Raw genomic sequence first — 21065 nt, 5'->3', positions numbered from 1 at the left:
TTGATATAAATTAAAAAATGTTATCCTATAATGTTTCCGTGCTCGTCATATTTGTAAAATCCCTCGCCGGTTTTCTTTCCAAGTTTCATTTCACGGACGAGCTTTCGTAAAATCGGACAGGCGCGGTATCTTGGTTCGCCAAGAGTTTTCCAAAGTGTTTCCATCCAGGCAAGAACTTCGTCAAGTCCCATACTATCAGCCATTTCAAGCGGTCCCATCTGGAAATTATAACCAAGTTTCATCGCAGTGTCGATATCTTTTGCTGTTGCAACACCTTCCAGTAAAATGTGCATTGCCTCGTTTAGCAGAGGAACAATTGCACGTGTAGTTACAAACCCGGGATACTCATAAACTTCAACAGGAGTTTTACCAATATTTGAAATAAAAGTTTTTACCCGGGCAATTGTTTCGGTTGAAGTATGAAGACACTTCACAACTTCCACTACAGGAATTTTTGGAACCGGGTTCAGAAAGTGCAGTCCGATCATTTTATCAGGTCTACTTGTCTTTTCGGAAATCTTTGTGAGACTAAGAGTTGAGGAATTTGAAACAAAAATACAGTCCTTCCTGGCCTTTTGATCTAATTGAGTAAAAATTTCAACTTTAAGATTGTAATCTTCATCAACTGCCTCAATAATCAGATCACGATCTGATATTTTATCTAAGGTTGTATCCCAAATTATCCTGCTGAGAATTGCTTTCTTCTCAGATTTGGTCATTGCCCAGCGTTTAATTTCACGATCCATTGTCTCGGAGAGCATTGCTTTTGATTGTTTAAGCTGTTTCTCTCCTTTTTCAATTAATAAAACATCTAAACCAGCAGCTGAAATAGTCTGTGCTATTCCCTGCCCCATTACACCAGCACCGATTATTGCTATTTCTTTTATTGAGTCCTGATCAACTGCTTTGGGAGATGATTTTAATAAGTCTTCTAACTTTAATTCTTTTTCTGGCATTGGTGTACCTGTTTCTTTCTGAAGATTAATCTGTGTGCTTGTCTTGCGGGATAGTCATTGCTTAGCGGCGTCGCTATCTTAAATAAATTTTTAATAAATACACTTCAAAGTTAAAGATAATAAAGATGTTTTAATAGCACAGAAATTATAGTTTCGTGAGATATGATTGTAATTATTAAGAGAAATGATTTCCATCACAAATTAAAAAAGGGATGCATTTTAATGCATCCCTTCAAAAAAAAACTTTAATTGTTTTTATTTCAAATAAACTATCTTTTTCATTTCCCGGTGAGATTGTAAACCATCAGTGCTAATTACTTCAAATGAGTAATAATAAATTCCCGAAGAATAATTCTGTGCACTCCATATCACTTCATAGTTGCCTGAATCCTGTACTTTAGAAACCAAATCTTCAATCACTTCACCAAGTGAATTGTAGATATTTATTTTAACCTGGCTTTCAACAGGCAAAGAATATTTTATTGTCGTAGATGGATTGAAAGGATTCGGATAGTTTTGTGACACATAATATTCTGAAGGAACAAATGTTAAGTTAACCGCAAGTTGTTCAGAATACTCAAATGTTCCGTCGTAATCAATTTGTTTTAACCTGTAAAGTACGGTTCCTTCATAAGGAAGCGAAGAATAATCATCCGAATAACTGTAGTTCTGAATTTCAGTTGTTGTTCCTTTACCCGGAATAAATGCAATCTTATCCCACTCCTGGTTTTTTAGTTTTCTCTCAACTTCAAAGCCGGAGTTATTTATTTCGGTTGCAGTACTCCAATTCAGTGTAACAATATTTTTTTCGGCTTCAGCGGTGAATGAAGTAAGTTCAACCGGTATCTGAAAATCTATGAATGCTTCATAGACACCTCTGCCATGAGTACCTGCTCGTAACATTTGATTTGAGTGTGAATAATCAAGATGCATTATAACTGTATTCGGCAAATTGTTCGGAAGTTCAACCCATGTAGTTCCATCATTTTGAGTTAGAAAAACACCAATGTCAGTAGCAACAAAATAAGTGTTTGGATTCTGTATCGTGCGTATAGATAAATCCATCATTAACTGGTGAATCGGGTAAGTTACCATGAACACTTACCCATGAAGTCCCCATATTAGTTGTTTTGTAAACTTTATTTGTGCTGAATCCTGAGAAAGTAATCAGAGCAATATTTTCATCGGTTGGATGAATATTAACTGAAGTTATTGTTCGTGCAGGAAGACCAGAAGTTTTATTCGTGAATGTTGCGCCGCCATCTGTGGAAAGTAATATACTCGCTCCAGACGTTGCGTACATAATAAGTGGATTTGATTTACTAATTGCCATTTCCCTGACTGCACTTGTTCCATAAACATTTGCTGAAATTGCCGTCCACGATCCACCATTATTTGTTGAACGATAGACTCTTTGCCTTGCGACATAAAAGGTACCATCAATGGTAGGATGTGCAATTATCGGTGCAACCCATGCCACATTTTCGCTGGTACTAATTCCGCTTGTAGCACTGCTCCATGAAGTTCCGCCGTTAATTGTTCTGAAAATTCCGCCGTTCTGAGTTTCACCGAGTATAAAGTTTGCATTGAAAGGATTAAAGCAAACTTCACCTCCATCACCACCATACGCAGCAGCCCAGTTGAGAGCAGAATAGGTTTGCTGAGTCCCATTATCCTGCGTTCCTCCCAGTATCCTGCTTGGAGAAAAAGGACTAGCAGCTATCCTGTAAAATTGCGTGAGCGTTAAAGTCTGGTTCAGATTGGTAAAGCTATTTCCGCTGTTAGTAGATAGCCATATTCCACCATCATTGCAAGACATTATTGTATTCGGATCATTAGGATGGAAAAAGAGAAAATGTTGATCAACATGAACATAACCGCCTTGGTATCCGTTTGTGATATTTGTAAATGTTGTTCCATCAGTTGAACGCCAGATATCTATTGTACCGATAAACACAATATTTGGATTGACAGGATTTACTCTGCAATATAAATCATACCAAGCCTGTCCTCCCTGACTTTGGAATGATGATGACGTTGAAAGCTGTGACCAATTAGCACCTGAATTTGTTGATTTGTAAACCGTTACTGTGTTGCTCCCATGAACAGCAGCATACATAAAAGCCGGCTGAGCAAGACATAAATCAAAATGAGTTCTGGTTCCGGTTCCTAAGCCTGTTCCAAAAGTTGAAAATGATTGCCCGCCATCAAGTGATCTTCTGAAACCAATTCCTGAACCTACTGCAAATGCAGTGTCACCTGTAAAAGTGAAAACAACATCATCACATCTTCCACTTAATAAAACAGACCAGCTTTGTCCTGAGTTTGTACTTCTGTACAATCCTGAATTTCCAAGCGCAGCTAGTATTTCAGTTGGATGATTCGGTCTGATTTTAATTCTTGAAAAATAAGATGAGGAAGGTAATCCGGTTGTGATATGCTGCCAGTTTGCACCAGCATCAGTTGATTTTAATAATCCCCTGCCATAATAAGATGCACCGCTGTATGTAGCTTCACCGGTCCCGGCATAAATAATATTCGGATTGGTTGGATCAATAGCTATCGCACCCATTGACATAGATGGCTGGTTATCTGTTAATGGGACCCAGTTAGTTCCGTTGTCTGTTGATTTCCAGACACCGCCATTTGCGGGTCCAATGTAAATCGTACTCGGATTTGCAGGATTGTATGCACCTGTAACAACTCTTGAGGAAATATTACCATAACTAAAATAATAGCCGGGAGTAGGACCAAGACTGACCCAATTAATAGCGGGCATTTTATCAGAATATTGAATTCTTAATTCATTACGCTGGTTCATTGCATTCGCATATGCATTTTCAGGAATGAAATTATTCGGGTAAGCTCTCTGCTCAAAAAACCATCTCTGTCTTATAAAAGGTTTTGTTTGCTGAATGTATTCTGGTGCTTCAGAGTATACTGAATTCTCGATCAGTATATCCGTATAAGTTGTTTGTGCGAAGCCAATGCTAACTGAGGAAAATAATAGCAGCGAATAAAAAAGTAATTTCATCAATGTCTCCCTATGATTTTTATATAATTAGTGTTTTTCGTTGAATGTTTAGAATAAATTTTTGAATATATTTTTAATTGTGAATTTGGTTCTTTTATTTTGAATAAATTCATTCAAAAATAAACTTCAAGAAGTCAGATAACAAGCAAAAAAGGTACCGGACTGAGCACGCCAGATAAAATACTTAAGGAATTTTTTGGTTATGAAAGCTTTCGAAATGGTCAGCTTGAAATAATTGAAGCAGCATTAAAGTATAATTATGTTCTTGCTGTCCTGCCAACAGGTGCCGGTAAGTCCATTTGTTACCAGATTCCGGCACTTATTTCAGAAAATTTTTCTATAGTAATTTCACCGCTTATCGCATTAATGAAAGATCAGGTTGATGCATTAAATAAAAAGAAAGCGGTAGCTGCATTCATCAACAGCACAATGAGTTACTCCGAAACTGAGGAAGTTCTGAACAAAATAGCTCTCGGAAGTATAAAGCTTCTCTACCTTGCACCTGAAAGAATTGATAGTCTTAAATTCGCTGAAAGGATAAAGGGATTAAAACCAAAATTTTTATTTGTTGATGAAGCTCATTGTATAAGTGAGTGGGGACATAATTTCAGACCAAGTTATTTGAAGATTAAGGAATTCATTGATCATATTGGAATTAAAAAAGTTTCCGCATTTACTGCAACTGCAACTCCTGAAGTACGAGATGATATTGTTTCTCAGCTTGGATTTAAAGATGAGAAAATATTTGTTCGTGGATTTGAGCGAGAAAATCTGAATATCAAAGTAATTCACACAAAGAAGAAAAAAGAAAAATGTCTTGAAATATTAAATGACATTAAAGGCTCAGCAATAATTTATACCGCCTCCCGTAAAAAATCAGAAGAGATTGCTGAATATTTAAATGTTAAAGGAATTAAGTGTAATTATTATCACGCCGGTTTGACAGCTCCCGAGAGAAGAAGAGTTCAGGAAGAATTCATTAGCGGAAATACGGAGATCATTTCAGCGACTAATGCATTTGGAATGGGTATTGATAAGCCGGATATCAGAGTTGTAATTCATTACAACACTCCCGGCTCGGTTGAAAGTTATTACCAGGAAATTGGCAGAACAGGTCGTGATGGTAAAGAATCATTCTGCTACTTATTACATCATGATTCGGATCTTACGATCCAGAATTTTTTTATACTCAATTCGCATCCCGGCAAAGAGATCATTCAAAAAATTTATAAGGCAATTTGCGATTATAGCAGCATCGCTGTAGGAAGTCTTCCTGAAAAAGAACTGATTGTTGATAGAGAATACATCTCTAAATATACCGCCAGTGAAATAACATCCGGGCTTCTTCATACCGCATTACGATATCTTGAAAATTCCGGGTATATCTGCAGTGTCTCGGAGTATGATAAAAAAGATTCCATTGAATTGCTGGTAAGCAAAGATAGACTTAAGGAATTCATTCAAAAAACTCATTATAAGGAACTCGCTGAAGTTTTAGTTTCTTTAGTCCGTGAGTATGGAAGCAATCTGTTTACATCATCAATAAAATTTTCATCGTCAGTTCTTGCACAAAAGATTATGTTGCCCGAACAAAATTTAATTGAATCATTGAGCATACTTGATAACATGGGTATAATTTCTTTCAACAAAGCAATAAAAGAGAACACGGTAATTCTCACCAGTCCGCGGGTTGATGCTGATAATTTAAAACTTAACTTCAAATTAATTAATGAAAGCTATCTAAACTCTCAGAAGAAGCTTGATAAAATGGTTGAGTTTGTTTTTGCAAATGAATGCAGGTTTAAAAATATCCTTAATTACTTTGGCGAAAGTGTGTCGGATTACCGGTGCGGGAAATGTGATAACTGCACATCATCTGGTAATCTGCAGGAATCTTCAAAATCTTATCTCGCTGAAATAATACTTGAAACACTCGAAGAAGCCAGCGAACCAATTCCTGAAAATTTTTTAATTAATCTACTGCGTGGTGAAAAGATTAAAGAAAGTGCTGCTCTGTCTAAACACTTCGGCTCCTGCAAAAACTTTTCCATTGCAGAAATGAAGGGTGTAATTGCCTACCAGGTTTCAAAAGAAAATATAACTAAGACTTTGGGCGGTAAAAATTATTTGAGTTTACCGAAACTTGAGACTAAATCGAATAAAAAATCTACAGAAAAGGAAAAATCTGCTGAAGAGGACATGGATTTATATCTGTTCAATCTTCTTCGGGAAGTTAGAAAAAAAGCATCTGACAGATTTATGCAATCCGGTTACTTAATTTGTCCAGATAAAATCTTACGAGAAGTTGCCCGTTTAAAACCGAGAAGCAAAGCTGAAATGTTAAGCATTAACGGTTTTAACAGCAGAATGTTCAATAAGCTTGGCAATGAATTCCTTGAAGCGATTAATTCTTATAAACCAAATGCTATACTTAAATCTGAAACCAAGTTTTCAAAAGAACTACCGAAGAATATTATCGAAACTAAAAAGCTTCTTCAGAAAAAATATACTTTAAAGGAAATTGCGGAAACGATCAAACTATCTGAAGCAGTCATCTCTATGCAAATTGAGTCAATAATAGAATATGAGCCGGATACGGATATCTCATCGCTGATTAAAAAAGATGTTCTGCAAAGAATAATTGAGGAAGTTTCAAAAGGGTTTGAAAACCTGAAAGATCTTAAAGAGCGGTTGCCTTCAAAAATATCTTATCCTGAAATAAGAATTGCAGTAGCAAAATTCAGGGCTGATTCTCAGTCTCCTGTCTCAATCTCTCAACATAAGCAGTAGCACTGTCAAAAAACACAGTCCATTTTTCGGGTTGGGAATTATAATAATCTATCATCTCATCATATTTTTCAGATGAAATGTTATATCGTTGCAGGACTAACGATTTAACCGAATCGGGCGAGAAATTTTCCGTTGTTGTAGTATCCTGAATTATCAATAAATCCACATAAGCTTTAATGAATACCTCCTGCGAAATGGGTGGTTCTTTTTCACAAGATAATATTAAAAACGGAAGGATGAGAATGAGAATGAAAAATTTCTGACTTTGAATTATTGACATTGAAATTTATCGATTCATCTTCTTACTGGCTTCGAAGAGGATTCTTTTTTCACGTTCAGTCAAATTCTGATATCCTGATTGACTTATCTTATCGAGTATTGCATCTATTTCAGCCTGAGAAATTTCATTGCTATCTTTTTTCTGATTGATATCATAATAATCAGCTTCTTCAATATCTTCTCGTCTCCGTTTGAATTTGTCAGCCAGACCGTCAAAAGGATTTTTGAATTGACTGCGTGAGCCGTACCCGGAAGAAATATTTAACATCCTTTTGAGTGGAACATCAATGTTTTTATCAAACATAATAAATAAGAATCCTGCTAAAGCACCTCCAAGATGTGCAAGATGAGCAACTGTGCTATGAGCGCTGTTAACGGATAAAAATTCAACTACTAATAAAAAACCTATCATATATTTTGCTTTCACCGGTATTGGCGGAAAGATTAAAAGAATATAACGGTCGGGAAACATCAAACCAAAAGCGATGAGGATACCATATACTGCGCCGGACGCTCCAATGGTAGGAGCAGGACTTGAGAACAAAGGTGCAATAAAAAGTTGAGCCAAGCCAGCAGCAACTCCACACATTAGATAATAAATCAGAAATTTTTTTGATCCCAGAAGATTTTCAATTTCCATTCCGAACATCCAGAGCATGAGCATATTAAAGAATATATGCCAAAAGTCGCCATGCATAAATTGGTAGGTTAGAAGCTGCCATACCTGAAAGTTGAAACCTTCCTGAACTGGATTTAGTGCAAACCACATGTTGAGTAAAAGGCCAACTCTTACACCGCCAAGTAAAAGATTTTGAGCGAGTATTTGTATAAAAAACACAGCAACATTGATGATTAAAAGATTTTTAATCACAGGGGGAAAAACACTAAATCTTCCAAAAGGTCTATAAGAATTGTTCAAAAAGTCTCCTTGATTAATTTCATTATCTACGCATCAGTCAAAGCTGCAACACCGGGAAGAACTTTTCCTTCAAGGAATTCGAGAGATGCACCACCGCCTGTTGAGACGTGAGAAACTTTTTTCTCTAATCCTGCATCTGCAATCGCTGCGGCTGAATCACCACCGCCGATCACTGTTATGGCACCGCTTTCAGTTGCGTTTGCAAGAGTCTCAGCTACAGCAAAGGTACCCTTTGCAAAATTCGGCATCTCGAAAACTCCCATAGGTCCATTCCAAACTATCGTCTTCGATTTCAGTAATTCATCCGAAAACAATTTAACTGACTTCGGGCCTATATCCAATCCCATTTTGTCAGCAGGAATTTTATCAACATCTACAACTGATGAAGGCGATTCATTTTTGAATTCTTCTGCAACTACAACATCGACTGGCAGCAGAAATTTAATTTTGGATGATTTAACTTTCTCAAGAAGTTCTTTTGCAAGATCCAGCTTTTCTTCTTCAAGTAATGACTTGCCAATTTCTTTTCCCTGAGCTTTGAAGAAAGTAAATGCCATTCCGCCGCCAACAATTAAAGTATCTACTTTATCAAGCAGATTATTTATTACATCAATCTTACCGGATATTTTTGCACCACCGAGAATTGCACAGTACGGTCTTTTAGGACTTGCAAGTGCACTTCCTAAATAATCCAATTCCTTTTGCATTAGATAACCGGCTGCACAAGTTTTGATATACTTTGTAACACCTTCAGTTGAAGCATGTGCTCTGTGGGCGCTGCCGAATGCATCGTTAATGTAAACATCGCCGAGATTGGCCAAGTGCTTTGCAAACTCGGAATCATTTTTTTCTTCCTGTTTATGGAAACGAAGATTTTCAAGCAGAACAACATCACCGGATTTCATCTCGTTTACGAGCATTTCAGTCTCTGCACCAATACAATCAGGAGCGAGTTTTACTTCCTTACCAAGCAATTTGCCAAGTCTCTCCGCAGCAGGTTTCAAACTGAATTCAGGTTTACGTTCACCTTTTGGTCTTCCAAGATGACTCATCAAAATAGTTTTGCCACCAGCTGATATTATCTTTTTAATTGTTGGAAGTGATTCAACAATCCTGATGTCATTAGTAACATTCAATTTATCATCCAGTGGAACGTTGAAGTCAACGCGGACGAGGATTCTTTTATTTTTTAAATCTACTTTATCTATTGAAAGTTTGTTCATTTTTTTGCCACTTATTTTTCAGAATTTATTTTTAATAAATTATTAAAATCAAATTACATATTGGTCATCTTCATCAGCAAGTCAACGCATCTGTTAGAATAACCCCATTCGTTATCATACCATGTAACAATTTTAAAGAATCTTTTTTCATCCTTGAAGTTATTCTGCATTGTAGCAAGTGAATCATAAATTGAAGAACGTTCATCGTGATTGAAATCAGTAGATACAAGCTCTTCTTCTGTATAACCAAGAATTCCATTCATATAAGTTTTTGAAGCTTTCTTCAATAGCTCATCAATTTCTTTGATTGACGTTTCTTTTACTGAGCGGAAAGTTAAATCGACAACAGAAACATTTGCAGTCGGAACTCGGAAAGACATTCCGGTTAGCTTACCTTTTGTTGATGGCAGCACTTCACCAACAGCTTTTGCAGCACCGGTTGTTGATGGAATAATATTTATTGCAGCAGCACGACCACCTCTCCAATCCTTCTTTGAAGGTCCGTCAACTGTTTTTTGAGTTGCTGTGTAAGCGTGGATGGTTGTCATAATTCCAACTTCAACTCCAATTCCCTCTTTCAATAAAACGTGAACGACAGGAGCTAGACAGTTGGTTGTACATGATGCGTTTGAAATAATTTTATGTTCTGATTTCAGCTCATTATCATTAACCCCCATTACAACGGTTTTTACATCACCTTTACCCGGAGCTGAAATTAAAACTTTTTTTGCACCTGCTGTTAAATGTCCTTTTGCTTTCTCTGAATCAGTGAAAAGACCGGTTGATTCGATTACAATATCAACACCTAACTCTTTCCATGGAAGCTGTGAAGGATCTTTTGTTGCAAGTACACATTTTGTTTCATCGCCATTAACAACGAGAATGTCGTCGTGTTCTAAATCTGGTTTACTTTTCTTCGAACTAAATTCACCTTTAAAGGTTCCATGGACAGAATCATATTTCAACTGATAAGCAAAATATTTTGCATCGTTAACGACATCAACAAGAGCTACAACATCTATTTCTTTTCCGAGTACACCCTTTTCAGCCATTGAACGAAGGATTAATCTTCCAATTCTTCCGAATCCATTTATTGCTACTTTTACAGCCATTTTTATATCTCCTTAATTATAAGATTTGATTTGAAAAAACTTAACAAAGTTAGGTAAAGCATTAGGCATTTTCAATTTATAATGATGGTAGAATGTAATACATCACAGGATTTTTTGATTTTATTGAACTGATGAGATAAAGAAATTGTTAATGTTAATTGTTTATATCAGATTCATTATATTTGCAGAAAATTATTGTAAAATATCAATTAAGAAAGAGGTTAAAATGTTAACAAAAAAGATGCAGGATGCACTTAACAAACATCTGAATGAGGAATTCTTTTCTTCATACATGTACCTATCGATGTCCGCTTATTTCGAAGAAAAAAATTTTAAGGGATTTGCCAACTGGTTCAGGATACAGTCACAGGAAGAATATATGCACGCAATGAAATTTTATTCTTTCATAATTCAGGCGGGTGGAGATGTTTCACTGAAGGAAATTGGTGCACCAAAAACAAATTGGAAATCTGTTACAGATGCATTTAAAGACACTCTGGCACACGAGAAAAAAATCACAGGATTAATTCACAAGCTTGTTGAACAAGCGATGCTGGCAAAAGATTACGCAACAAATAACTTCCTGCAGTGGTTTGTCACCGAACAAGTTGAAGAAGAAGCAACGGTAGAAGAAATTCTTCATAAGCTTGAAATGATTGGCGATAATAAAGGTGGATTGTATATGCTGGATAGAGAGTTGGGTGCGAGAGCAGCTGGTGGGTGACTATAATCTAAAAATAAATTATTAAATGATTATCATTCTAAAAGACTAAGGAGGAATGAATGAAAAATAATTTATACATATCGATATACTTATTAATTGTTGCAATGATCTCCGGTGCCTGCATTGAGCAAATGGAGGAAAAGGAAAAATTAAATCCTTCAGCAGGTATTGATACGTCTCTGATCACTGAAGTTATGACTGCGGAGAAACAAGCTAAACTAACTCCAGACCTGGTTATTCAAGCTCTTATTGATGGGAACAACCGTTTTGTAACCGGAAAAATGAGGAACAGAGACTACCGCGAACAAGTCCGCCAGAAAGCCGCGGGACAATATCCAAAAGCAGTTGTACTAAGTTGCCTCGACAGCCGGGTTCCCGTTGAATATGTTTTTGATCAGGGTGTTGGAGATATATTCGTTGGAAGGATTGCCGGAAATATTGTGAATGAGGATATATTAGGCAGCATGGAGTTTGCCTGCAAAGTTTCCGGTGCTAAATTAATTGTTCTTGTTGGTCATCAGAATTGCGGAGCTGTAAAATCAGCAATCGATGATGTTAAATTGGATAACATTACGATTTTGCTGTCTAAGATCAAACCAGCTGTAGAGATGAGTCAGGATTTCGAAGGTGAAAAAACTTCTAAACATGATGAGTTTGTTCGATATGTTTCTGAAAACAATATCAGGTATAACATTGAACAAATCCGGATGAAAAGTCCTATACTGAATGAGATGGAAGTGAAGGGGGAAATAAAAATTGTCGGGATGTATTACAATTTAACTGACGGAAAGATAGAAGTCGTAAATTGAACTGGTTTGAACAGATCGATGAAATTAAAGGTGAATAGTTTATGCCTGAAAGAGAATTGGGAGCCAAAACAACTGGACATTAAATAATTGTAGAAATAGAAAAATGTCAATCACATTTAAAATATTAAATTACTTTCTGCTGATACTAACTGTTTCATCGTGTATGGAAGCACAACAGAATCGACCTGAGGTTCAGGCATTAAAAAATGATGACTGCGATGACCCGGATGCTGATATCGAATGTTATTTTATTAATATGCCGGAAAATCTTATTAGCACAATGATCATACCTGCTGAAGGTGAAACTGCTGACGAGCTGATTATTTCCGGAACAATTTTTAAAGTCGATGGAAAAACTCCTTATCCTAATGTAATTCTTTATGCTTACCACACAGACAGCAAAGGATACTATTCAAAGAGCGGAAATGAAACCGGCGTTCAAAAATGGCACGGCAAATTGCATGGTTGGTGTAAAACAGACAGTGCAGGACGTTATACGATTAAAACTATCAGACCTGCACCTTACCCCGGTAATTTATTCCCTGCTCATATTCATGCATCTATAAAAACACCCGATGGTTCTTACTTCCACATCAATGATTATGTATTTAAGGACGATCCACTGGTTAATAAAAAATATGAATCCGCTTTACCATATGAAATCGGTGGGACAGGAATAATTGAGTTGAAGAAAATGGATAATACCTGGATTGGGCAACGTGATATTATTTTGGAAGATTGAGTCGTCTTTAAAATACGATTGGATTTTTAATGTTTAAATAAAAAATCCTCTTAACTTAAGAGGATTTTTTTATTTCTAATTCTTCACATCCGCAAGCGGGAAAGCAGTTTCTCTCATTGAGTGGACTTTGTTTGCAACAGGCAGACTTATCTCTTTGCTAACTCTCGCTTCAAAATAATCACGGAATCTTTCAACCATAAATTTAACCGGCCAGGCAGCAGCTTCACCAAGTGCGCAGATCGTGTTTCCTTCAATCTGGTTTGCAACTGTGATAAGTAAATCGAGATCATTTGTAGAACCATTACCGGCAATAATTCTTTTCAGAATTTTTTCAAGCCATCCGGTTCCCTCACGGCAGGGAGTGCATTGTCCACAACTTTCGTGGTGATAGAAGTGAGCTATTCTTGCTAAAACTTTTACGAGGTCTGTATCTTCATCCATCACAATCACTCCGCCAGTACCAATTGCAGAACCAACTTCTTTCAGCGATTCAGCATCCATTTTAACGCCTTCTAATTTATCGCCACGAATTGGAGGCATAGAGGTTCCGCCTGGAATTACACACAAAACTTTTTTATTGTTTGGAACTCCGCCAGCATAATTGTAAATGATTTCAGTAAGTAAAGTTCCGGTTGGAAGTTCATAAACACCGGGTTTGTTAACGTGTCCGCTAACACCGAATAACAGAGTTCCGGGATGTTTCGGATGACCAATTTTAGAGAACCATTCCCATCCATTTTCAATTATCTTCGGAACGTTTGCAATTGTTTCAACATTGTTGATTGTAGTTGGACAGCCCCACAAACCATTTTGTGCGGGGAATGGAGGTTTAACTCTCGGATATCCCCTCTTCCCTTCCAGCGAATTCATCAGAGAAGATTCTTCACCACAAATGTACGCGCCCGCACCTTTGTGAATGTATAAATCGCAGGTGAAGCTCGTTCCAAAAGTTTCTTTCATCTTCTCGCCGAGATAACCTTTTACGTAAGCATCATCAATTGCTTTTTGCAATAACTTTATCCACTTGTGATATTCACCTCTTATATAAACGTAAGCTGTCTTCGCACCGATCGCATAACAAGTAATTATCGCTCCTTCAATCATCTGGTGAGGATTGAATTCAAAAATTTGTCTGTCTTTGAATGAACCTGGTTCACTTTCATCGCCGTTGATGCAAAGATATTTTGGTTTATCTGTGGTCTTCGGCATGAAGCTCCATTTCAGTCCACATAAAAACGCAGCGCCGCCTCTTCCTCTCAATCCGGATTTTTTAACCTGGTCAATTATTTCATCAGGAGTTTGAGTGAATGCTTTCTTTGCAGCAACGTATCCACCGTTGGAAATGTAAACATCAACTAAGTGAAGATCTTTTATATCGGGAAGGAGAATTTTTTCCATTAGTTACTTCCCTTCAAGGATTCGAGAAGTTCCTCAACTTTTTCTTTGGAAAGATTTTCGTAATAGTCTTCATTCACAGCAATCATTGGTGCAGTTCCGCAGCTACCCATACATTCAACTTCCTCAAGAGAATATTTTTGATCTGCAGTGACACCCATATGATCGATCCCTAATTTATTTTTTACTTGATCCCAAATCTCATATCCACCACGCAACATGCAAGAAACATTTGTGCATACCTGTATGTGATGTTTCCCCATCGGTTTCTCATGATACATGGTATAAAATGTAACTACCCCTAAAACTTCTTCAGCAGTCATATCTAAAACATCAGCGACTTCTTTCATCACTTCGAAAGAAATGTAACCAATCTGTTCCTGAGCAATATAAAGAGCAGCCATAACTGCAGGCTTTTTTACAGGATATTTTTTGGTTTCCAGTTCGACTTTCTGAAGATTTTCTGGTGTAAACTTAAATTCCATTCTTGTTAAGCTCCAATTATCAAAAAACAAATAACAAATAAAAATCAAATTCGAAATTCAAATCATCATTGTATTCATAATTGAATATTGTGAATTGAATATTATTTGGAACTTGAAATTTGTTATTTGCGATTTCCACTTACTTATCTGCTTCACCCATGATTGGATCAATGCTTCCGATAATAGCAACAACATCTGATATAAGATGACCAATCACTAATTTGGGCAATGATTGAATATTATTAAAACTGGGCGAACGGATTTTACACTTCCAGGGATGACCTTCACCTTTGCTCACGAGGTAAAATCCAAGTTCTCCTTTCGAACCTTCAATTGCGTGATAAATTTCCCCCACGGGAGGATTGATTCCAAAATTAACGATCATAAAATCGTGAATGAGCTCTTCCATCTTTGTATAGATTTCATCTTTTTGCGGAAGAACCTGTTTCGGCATATCTGCGTGCACCGGACCCTGCGGCATTTTTTCAAGAACCTGCCTGACTATCTTTGCACTCTCTCTGCATTCATCGAGACGTAAGAAATATCTGGCAAGGCAATCGCCTTCAGTATAAGTCGGAATTTTAAAATCGATTTCATCATAACATAAATAAGGGACATTCCTTCTAAGATCAAATTCAACACCGCAAGCCCGAAGGTTTGGACCACAAAATGCAAGACTGATAGCATCTTCTTTCGAAATGGCTCCAACACCATCGACACGTTCAATGAAAATTTTATTTGTGTTCAAAAGCTGTTCAACTTCTGCTAAGTTTGGTTCAAACTGATCGATGAACCATTTTACTTTTGCGAGTGCTTCCGGCTGTGCATCGTTTGCAACTCCACCAATTCTGGTATAGCTGTTTGTAAACCTTGCACCGCAAAGAATATCCCATATATCAAGAATTTTTTCACGTTCGCGCAACGTCCATAAAAATACTGTCAAAGCGCCAACATCCATTGCAAAAGAACCAATCTGAACAAGATGCGAAGCAATTCTGGCAAGCTCTGCGATCATCATTCTGATGTACTGCGCTCTTTTTGGTGCTTCAATACCTGCAAGCTTTTCTACTGCCAGAACCCAAGCGACATTATTTGCCATTGGAGATATGTAATCGAGACGGTCTGTATGCGGAATGTATTCATAGTAACTCATGTTTTCAGCCATCTTCTCGTAACCCCGATGAAGATATCCGAGTTCCGGAACACAGCCAATGATTCTTTCACCATCAAGTCTTAGTAAAAGTCTAAGTACTCCATGAGTTGCAGGATGCTGCGGACCCATATTCAGAATCATTTCATTTTCAAGAGCATCTTCAAGTGTGTAATCTTCTCTTGAAGCGAGAAGCGCTTTCAAAATTTTCGGATCAGTTTCTTTTTCTAATTGTTCCATAAAAATTTATTTCTTTGGTAAAGGAAGTGAGCCGGGAATGCCCATCAAAGGAAAATCTTTTCTTAACGGATGATATTCAAACTCTTCCGGCATATACATTCTTCTTAAATCAGGATGATTAGTGAACTTGATACCGTACATATCATAAGTCTCACGCTCCTGCCAGTTTGCTGATTTCCAGATGGAGGTAACTGTATCAATCGTACAATCAGATTCATCCACATCAGCTTTAAGTCTAAGTCTGAAATTATGCTTCATCGAAAAAATATTATACACCACCGTAAATCTGTTTTTACGGGTAGCCCAATCAATTGCAGTAACATCGGAGCACCAGCTGAATTCAAGATCAGAGTCAGATTTAAGAAATGTGCAAATTTCAACGACAGACTTCTTATCAAACTTAATTGTAAGTTCATCTCTGTAATCTGTAAGCTCAAACTCAACTGAGGGAAATTTTTCTTTTAGCTTTTGAGGAATTAGTTCTTTCAGGTTCATAAAAATCAATTGTTCTGAATTACGTTTAGCTCAGGGACTTTGATACCTTTATCTTCAATGGTAATATTATGGAATTGAGATGCTTTTGTTTTTCCTATTTTATCCTGAATCATCATTAATGCATGAAGAAGATTATCCGGACGAGGCGGGCATCCTGCCAAATAAATATCAACCGGTAAAAACTGGTCAATACCCTGAACAACAGAGTAAGAACGATACATTCCGCCGGAGGAAGTGCAAGCGCCCATTGCTATAACCCATTTTGGATCGGGCATCTGATCATAAATTTTTCTGACAACGTGAGACATTTTATAAGTCACTGTCCCGGCCACAATCATAAGATCACATTGGCGTGGAGTAAAACGCATGACTTCCGAACCAAACCTTGCGATATCATATTTTGGATCGCCGACAGCCATCATTTCAATCGCACAGCAGGAAATTCCCATCGGCATCGGCCAAACTGAATTTTTTCTTGCCCAGGCAATAATTGAATTGAGCTGAGTGGTTAAAAATCCATTTTCTTTTATATAAGCTTCTAATCCCATTTGAATCCACCTTTTTTATATGCGTATAAATAACCTAGTTCAAGGACTATCAGAAATACTAACATAGAAACGAATACAGAAATTCCATACTCACCAAATAATTGCCTGAACTGAACAGCCCAGGGGTAAACAAATATTACTTCAAGATCAAAAATTATGAAGAACATTGCAACCAGATAATATTTTATCGAAATCCTTTGTCGAGTTGTTCCAACAGGCTGCATTCCGCTTTCGTAAGTAGAAGTCTTTTGACTGTTAGGTCTTTGGGGACCAATTAATGTGGATGACCACACTACTACAATCCCAAAAACCAGGGCAACACCTAAAACAAGCAGTATTGGTATGTAATCTAATATCATTTGATAATTGTAAAATAATTGAAGCTAAAATTATCCAAAATACGGGGGATTGTCAAAGTAAACTTTGCACTCTTTAAACTATTTTTTCAAGTAGATTATTTAATCACTTTGTATAACACAGATGGCGGATTATTAAAATAAACAACTACTTCAAGACCCGGATGTTTTATTTTTGGATCAATCAGGAATTGAAATTCGTTTCTCAAACCAGCTTCAGCGATTCCAAAATAAAGATAATCGACGTTATTTTCTTTTAATTTATTAATAAAATCGTCATAAGAATTTGCCATCGGCATTAACCTGAATTCCATATCAAGATAGTAGGCAACATGTGCTTTCCTTGCAGCAACAGTCTTGCCTTTCATTTCAGGTGAAACATTTGCTTGATACCACTCACCTAATGCTAAAAGTTCTGTTGGTCCCGAGTTAATATTTTCACTATTGAAAGAGTAGGAGTTGATGAATGTGATTATTACCAGTGTGAACATCAGAACATATTTTAATGGCTTAGGAATCACTGTTGCTATTTTAAATTTCTCAATAAAAAATGGCTGAACTGCTATTAACAAGTAGGATGGAATTAAAAAGATGGAGAACCTTTCACTATAAAAAACGAGTAGAAGAAGTGCAAAGAAAAATAAATTCACTATGTAATATCCAGTGTCTATTTCCCTCCACCTTTTATGCGGCTTCGAAATTAAAAGCAGAAAGAAGCCAAGTATCACAAATACGCCATTGTGCCATTCTATCAGCCGCTTCATATCTTTTACGAAATGGTCTGAGATATTTCCAATTACAGTTGAAAAAAATAAGCCCGTGTCTTTTGTTATCACTTCAGTTAAAGAATTTATATCGTTTCTTCCGCTGAACCAGAAATCATCCCAGCTCATTTTTCCTTTACCGTAAACCTCATAGGCAATGTTTTTATAATTCTCGTTATAGAAGAATGAACCTTTCTCACTCAGGCAGTAAAATCCCCATGGTGAAAATGTAACCAGAAAAACAATTCCAAAAAGCAATGCAGATTTTATCCGCCTTGTCCAATCGATCTTCCAATAATTCACAAAAAGAATAATAAAAATGAAGCTTGCCAGAAAGATTCCGTTGTATCTTGTTAGATATGATAATCCTCCGATGAATGCTGCAATTATCAAATCTCTGTAGCTCAGCTCTTTTTTTCTGAAAAAGAAATAAAGTGTTGCTGCCACAAGTGCATTGAAGAACATATCTGTTCCTGCACTGTATGAGTATTGGATAAATACAGTATTTACAGCAAGCAAAAGTGTTACAAAAAATGATACAACCGGTGTAAAGATTTTCTTCAGCAATTCGAAAGAGACATAGATAACTACGGACGCAGAAAGCACAGCAATCAAAATTCCTGCACGAAAAAAATCACCGAGAATAAAGCCAACAATTCCAAGCACCATCGGATAAAGTGGTCCTCGGAATGCATCCATCGGGATTTCACCGGCAAGAAACTTTTTTGCACTTGGTACATATCCCCAGAAAAAGTCGGTTTCAATTCCGTAGTCACCAACCTTATGAAACACAAAACTGATTACTCCTACAACAACAAAGTAAATTACAGCTATTATCAGACCGACATTCTTCTGAGAAATAAATTCTTCGAAACTACGGCGAGTTTTTTTCTTATCAGAAGATGATTCTTTATTGGATTTACTTTTCTTTGAAGATTTAGTTTTTGTCATAGGTGGTGGTCAATAGATTCCATAGAAAATAGTTACTGCAAAATATAAGTAAATTTTCTAATAGCTTAATGTTACTTTCCATTATTCAACAGTACCTTTTTGATTTTATCGCTTAACTTTAAGTACTTATTTTTAATCGAATTAAATTTCTAATAATTATTGAGAAGCGTGATAGTCAATCAAATAAAAATTTCACTGCAGATTATTATGGGAACTATTCTGCTTTTCTCACAGATGCTTTATGCCCAGGTTACTGTAGATTCTACCCTTTACTTTATCCCGGTTAGCTCATTAAATAGATTGTTTTCAAATTTTGATAAGCAATTGAACACCTATTATCTGAATACAGGATTTGATCTGTATGGTTCGTTTGGAAGGTTTGAATATAAAGTAAATCAGAATTACCGATCTACACTAATACAAAGCAGTCAGAATAATATCCGTGACGAAGAATATCTTTTTGCACTTGGGAAATACAGATTTAACAACAATTGGAAGCAAGGAATTGCTCTCAGCAGTAATATAGTTTCAGATGACAGACAGCTCGGAATTAATGAAGCAACAATCTATCATGCGATAACCTTAAGTGAGTTATCACTTTTAAGGGGATTAATTTTAACTCCTTATGGTGGATATTCTGATAATAGACAGGTGAATGAAATTGACACCGGACCAATTTATGGTTTTGAGGGAAACCTTGATTATTTCTATCCAACCGATTTTGATATAAACTCAAAATTAAGATTTGAAAATGAAGATATATCTCCAAGAAAAAATTCAATCCGTTATCTTGATTTGCTTGTAACGAGTCCTTTCAATAATGAAGTAACAAATTTTCTTGATGCAAAATACAGTGATAACCGGAAGGATTTTTATATCTCCGCCGATTCAATCACAACCGCTGAGTTTGACATAACAAATAATATCGAAAGCAGAACTGAGACCGTTTTTCTTCTGCAGGACAGAATTGACTACAGCAATTTCCTGAATTTATTTTCACTTCAGCTTGCAGGGCGGATAAACTTCAGAACAATAGATAGACAAACCAGATACAAATCTACCAGCATTCAATCTCCTTCTATTTTTGACACTCAGGTTGAAGAATTGGGAATTGCAATTGAGTCTGGTTTGTTTTACAGAACTGAATCTGCTGATATCGGAATCAGTGCAAATTATTTTGAAAGAGATGAAAAGCACATAACAAAAAACTTCGAGGGAATTAATGAAAGTTTTTTTGAGCAGAGATCGGAGCTCGAAGGAAGAAAAAACAATAATTCGTACAGAACTACCATCTCATTAATTGGGAACTATCGCTTATCTAAAAAAGATCAGATATCATTAAGTCTGTTTCACAGCAAGTTGAAATATGATACTCCGAGCAGTGCGAACGATGATGATCGTGACGAATTACTTTCAATTGGGAGATTAAGATATACAAGATACCTCTCCCCTTTTTTTCAATTCTTTTCAAATCTGGAAGGAACTCTAAGTCACCTAGTTTATTTATTTGCAAGCAGAAGTGCGAATAACAATACTAATCACGTTTTAAGATTTTCGGCCGGAGGCTATTACAAAGGTGAAAGGTTCACTTCGATGAACAACTTTGAAGTCTCAGCAAATTATACGGTTTATGATTTTCAAGATATAACATCAAACCTGAGAAGCATTTCTTTCCGACAATTTACTGCAACAGATTCCACAAGCTATCGGTTTGCCAAAAATTTTTCTTTCCTCGTTACCGGTTATGTAAAATTAACCAGCCAGGCGGAACTTGACTGGGATAATTTTGCTGAAAGACCTTTAAGATATTTACAGGAAATCTTCTTTGATCCTAAAATAGGTTTGGTCTCAAACAATTCACTTTTCGCAATAGGATTCAGATATTTTTCTCTTAATACCTACAGATACAATGAAGCTGAGCGTATCCCAGATTCAGATTTTCTTAGCATTGGCCCTCTTTTTGAAATTATGATCGGGACAAAAATGTTGTACTTAAAATTAAATACCTGGTACGAGTTCATTTCAGATAATACAAATGTGAATAGAGAACGATTCAATTTTCTTCTATCCATGAATTGGAATTTTTAACTATT

At 36.5% G+C, this 21065-nt stretch carries 19 protein-coding genes; 5 read left to right on the top strand and 14 right to left on the bottom strand.

Translation table 11 applies throughout. The features are described 5' to 3' along the window. Nucleotides 1-20: 20 nt before the first annotated feature. The 3 genes from IPM14_12700 to IPM14_12690 form a co-directional block, all read right to left on the bottom strand. The gene (locus IPM14_12700; protein MBK9098955.1) at nt 21-956 is read right to left on the bottom strand and encodes a 3-hydroxybutyryl-CoA dehydrogenase; all 936 of its coding nucleotides are present in this window, start codon (nt 954-956) and stop codon (nt 21-23) included. 255 nt (nt 957-1211) lie between these two features. Beyond that, nucleotides 1212-2021: a T9SS type A sorting domain-containing protein gene (locus tag IPM14_12695; protein ID MBK9098954.1), complete on the bottom strand. Its 810-nt coding sequence runs from the start codon at nt 2019-2021 to the stop codon at nt 1212-1214. Beyond that, nucleotides 1966-3990 carry a hypothetical protein gene (locus tag IPM14_12690; GenBank protein ID MBK9098953.1) on the bottom strand — a complete coding sequence of 675 codons (2025 nt, stop codon included), beginning with the start codon at nt 3988-3990 and terminating at the stop codon, nt 1966-1968. Before IPM14_12690 ends, IPM14_12695 begins: the two co-directional genes overlap by 56 nt. Before the next feature lie 366 nt (nt 3991-4356). On the opposite strand from IPM14_12690, the gene IPM14_12685 reads away from it, so the two are divergent. Then, on the top strand, nt 4357-6780 hold the full coding sequence (locus IPM14_12685) for a RecQ family ATP-dependent DNA helicase (GenBank protein ID MBK9098952.1): 2424 nt from the start codon (nt 4357-4359) through the stop codon (nt 6778-6780). Here the strand turns inward: IPM14_12685 and IPM14_12680 are convergent. The 4 genes from IPM14_12680 to gap form a co-directional block, all read right to left on the bottom strand. Further along, complete coding sequence (locus IPM14_12680; GenBank protein MBK9098951.1) at nt 6731-7060, bottom strand: DUF4296 domain-containing protein; 330 nt, start codon at nt 7058-7060, stop codon at nt 6731-6733. The genes IPM14_12685 and IPM14_12680 overlap by 50 nt on opposite strands. Nucleotides 7061-7066: 6 nt before the next feature. Next, nucleotides 7067-7828: a rhomboid family intramembrane serine protease gene (locus IPM14_12675; protein ID MBK9098950.1), complete on the bottom strand. Its 762-nt coding sequence runs from the start codon at nt 7826-7828 to the stop codon at nt 7067-7069. A gap of 176 nt (nt 7829-8004) precedes the next feature. After that, nucleotides 8005-9201: a phosphoglycerate kinase gene (locus IPM14_12670; protein ID MBK9098949.1), complete on the bottom strand. Its 1197-nt coding sequence runs from the start codon at nt 9199-9201 to the stop codon at nt 8005-8007. A gap of 53 nt (nt 9202-9254) precedes the next feature. After that, on the bottom strand, nt 9255-10313 hold the full coding sequence (gene gap / locus IPM14_12665) for a type I glyceraldehyde-3-phosphate dehydrogenase (GenBank protein ID MBK9098948.1): 1059 nt from the start codon (nt 10311-10313) through the stop codon (nt 9255-9257). 226 nt (nt 10314-10539) lie between these two features. On the opposite strand from gap, the gene IPM14_12660 reads away from it, so the two are divergent. The 3 genes from IPM14_12660 (at nt 10540) to IPM14_12650 (ending at nt 12588) form a co-directional block, all read left to right on the top strand. Further along, the gene (locus IPM14_12660; GenBank protein ID MBK9098947.1) at nt 10540-11037 is read left to right on the top strand and encodes a ferritin; all 498 of its coding nucleotides are present in this window, start codon (nt 10540-10542) and stop codon (nt 11035-11037) included. 59 nt (nt 11038-11096) lie between these two features. Continuing rightward, complete coding sequence (locus tag IPM14_12655) at nt 11097-11846, top strand: carbonic anhydrase (GenBank protein MBK9098946.1); 750 nt, start codon at nt 11097-11099, stop codon at nt 11844-11846. A 103-nt stretch (nt 11847-11949) separates the two neighbouring features. Beyond that, entirely contained in the window at nt 11950-12588 is a 639-nt protein-coding gene (locus tag IPM14_12650) for an intradiol ring-cleavage dioxygenase (GenBank protein ID MBK9098945.1), read from the top strand. A gap of 75 nt (nt 12589-12663) precedes the next feature. Here the strand turns inward: IPM14_12650 and nuoF are convergent, their stop codons facing one another. From nuoF to IPM14_12615, 7 genes are all read right to left on the bottom strand, one after another. Beyond that, complete coding sequence (gene nuoF / locus IPM14_12645; protein MBK9098944.1) at nt 12664-13986, bottom strand: NADH-quinone oxidoreductase subunit NuoF; 1323 nt, start codon at nt 13984-13986, stop codon at nt 12664-12666. After that, nucleotides 13986-14468 (bottom strand): NAD(P)H-dependent oxidoreductase subunit E, encoded by a 483-nt coding sequence (locus tag IPM14_12640; GenBank protein ID MBK9098943.1) that lies wholly within the window; start codon nt 14466-14468, stop codon nt 13986-13988. The genes nuoF and IPM14_12640 overlap by 1 nt, the downstream gene beginning before the upstream one ends. A gap of 139 nt (nt 14469-14607) precedes the next feature. After that, nucleotides 14608-15858 (bottom strand): NADH dehydrogenase (quinone) subunit D, encoded by a 1251-nt coding sequence (gene nuoD, locus IPM14_12635; GenBank protein ID MBK9098942.1) that lies wholly within the window; start codon nt 15856-15858, stop codon nt 14608-14610. 6 nt (nt 15859-15864) lie between these two features. Next, nucleotides 15865-16353 (bottom strand): NADH-quinone oxidoreductase subunit C, encoded by a 489-nt coding sequence (locus IPM14_12630; protein ID MBK9098941.1) that lies wholly within the window; start codon nt 16351-16353, stop codon nt 15865-15867. Between the two features lie 5 nt (nt 16354-16358). Then, entirely contained in the window at nt 16359-16901 is a 543-nt protein-coding gene (gene nuoB / locus IPM14_12625) for an NADH-quinone oxidoreductase subunit NuoB (GenBank protein ID MBK9098940.1), read from the bottom strand. After that, nucleotides 16892-17260 carry an NADH-quinone oxidoreductase subunit A gene (gene ndhC / locus IPM14_12620; GenBank protein MBK9098939.1) on the bottom strand — a complete coding sequence of 123 codons (369 nt, stop codon included), beginning with the start codon at nt 17258-17260 and terminating at the stop codon, nt 16892-16894. Before ndhC ends, nuoB begins: the two co-directional genes overlap by 10 nt. A gap of 95 nt (nt 17261-17355) precedes the next feature. Then, complete coding sequence (locus IPM14_12615) at nt 17356-18972, bottom strand: glycosyltransferase family 39 protein (GenBank protein MBK9098938.1); 1617 nt, start codon at nt 18970-18972, stop codon at nt 17356-17358. Nucleotides 18973-19179: 207 nt separating this feature from the next. Between IPM14_12615 and IPM14_12610 the strand changes: the two genes are divergently transcribed. Further along, nucleotides 19180-21060 (top strand): hypothetical protein, encoded by a 1881-nt coding sequence (locus IPM14_12610; protein MBK9098937.1) that lies wholly within the window; start codon nt 19180-19182, stop codon nt 21058-21060. The last annotated feature ends 5 nt before the right edge of the window (nt 21061-21065 follow it).

This window comes from bacterium, from assembly GCA_016716565.1.
GTDB lineage: Bacteria > Bacteroidota > Ignavibacteria > Ignavibacteriales > Ignavibacteriaceae > IGN2.
This window is presented reverse-complemented; position numbering and strand designations above follow the sequence as displayed.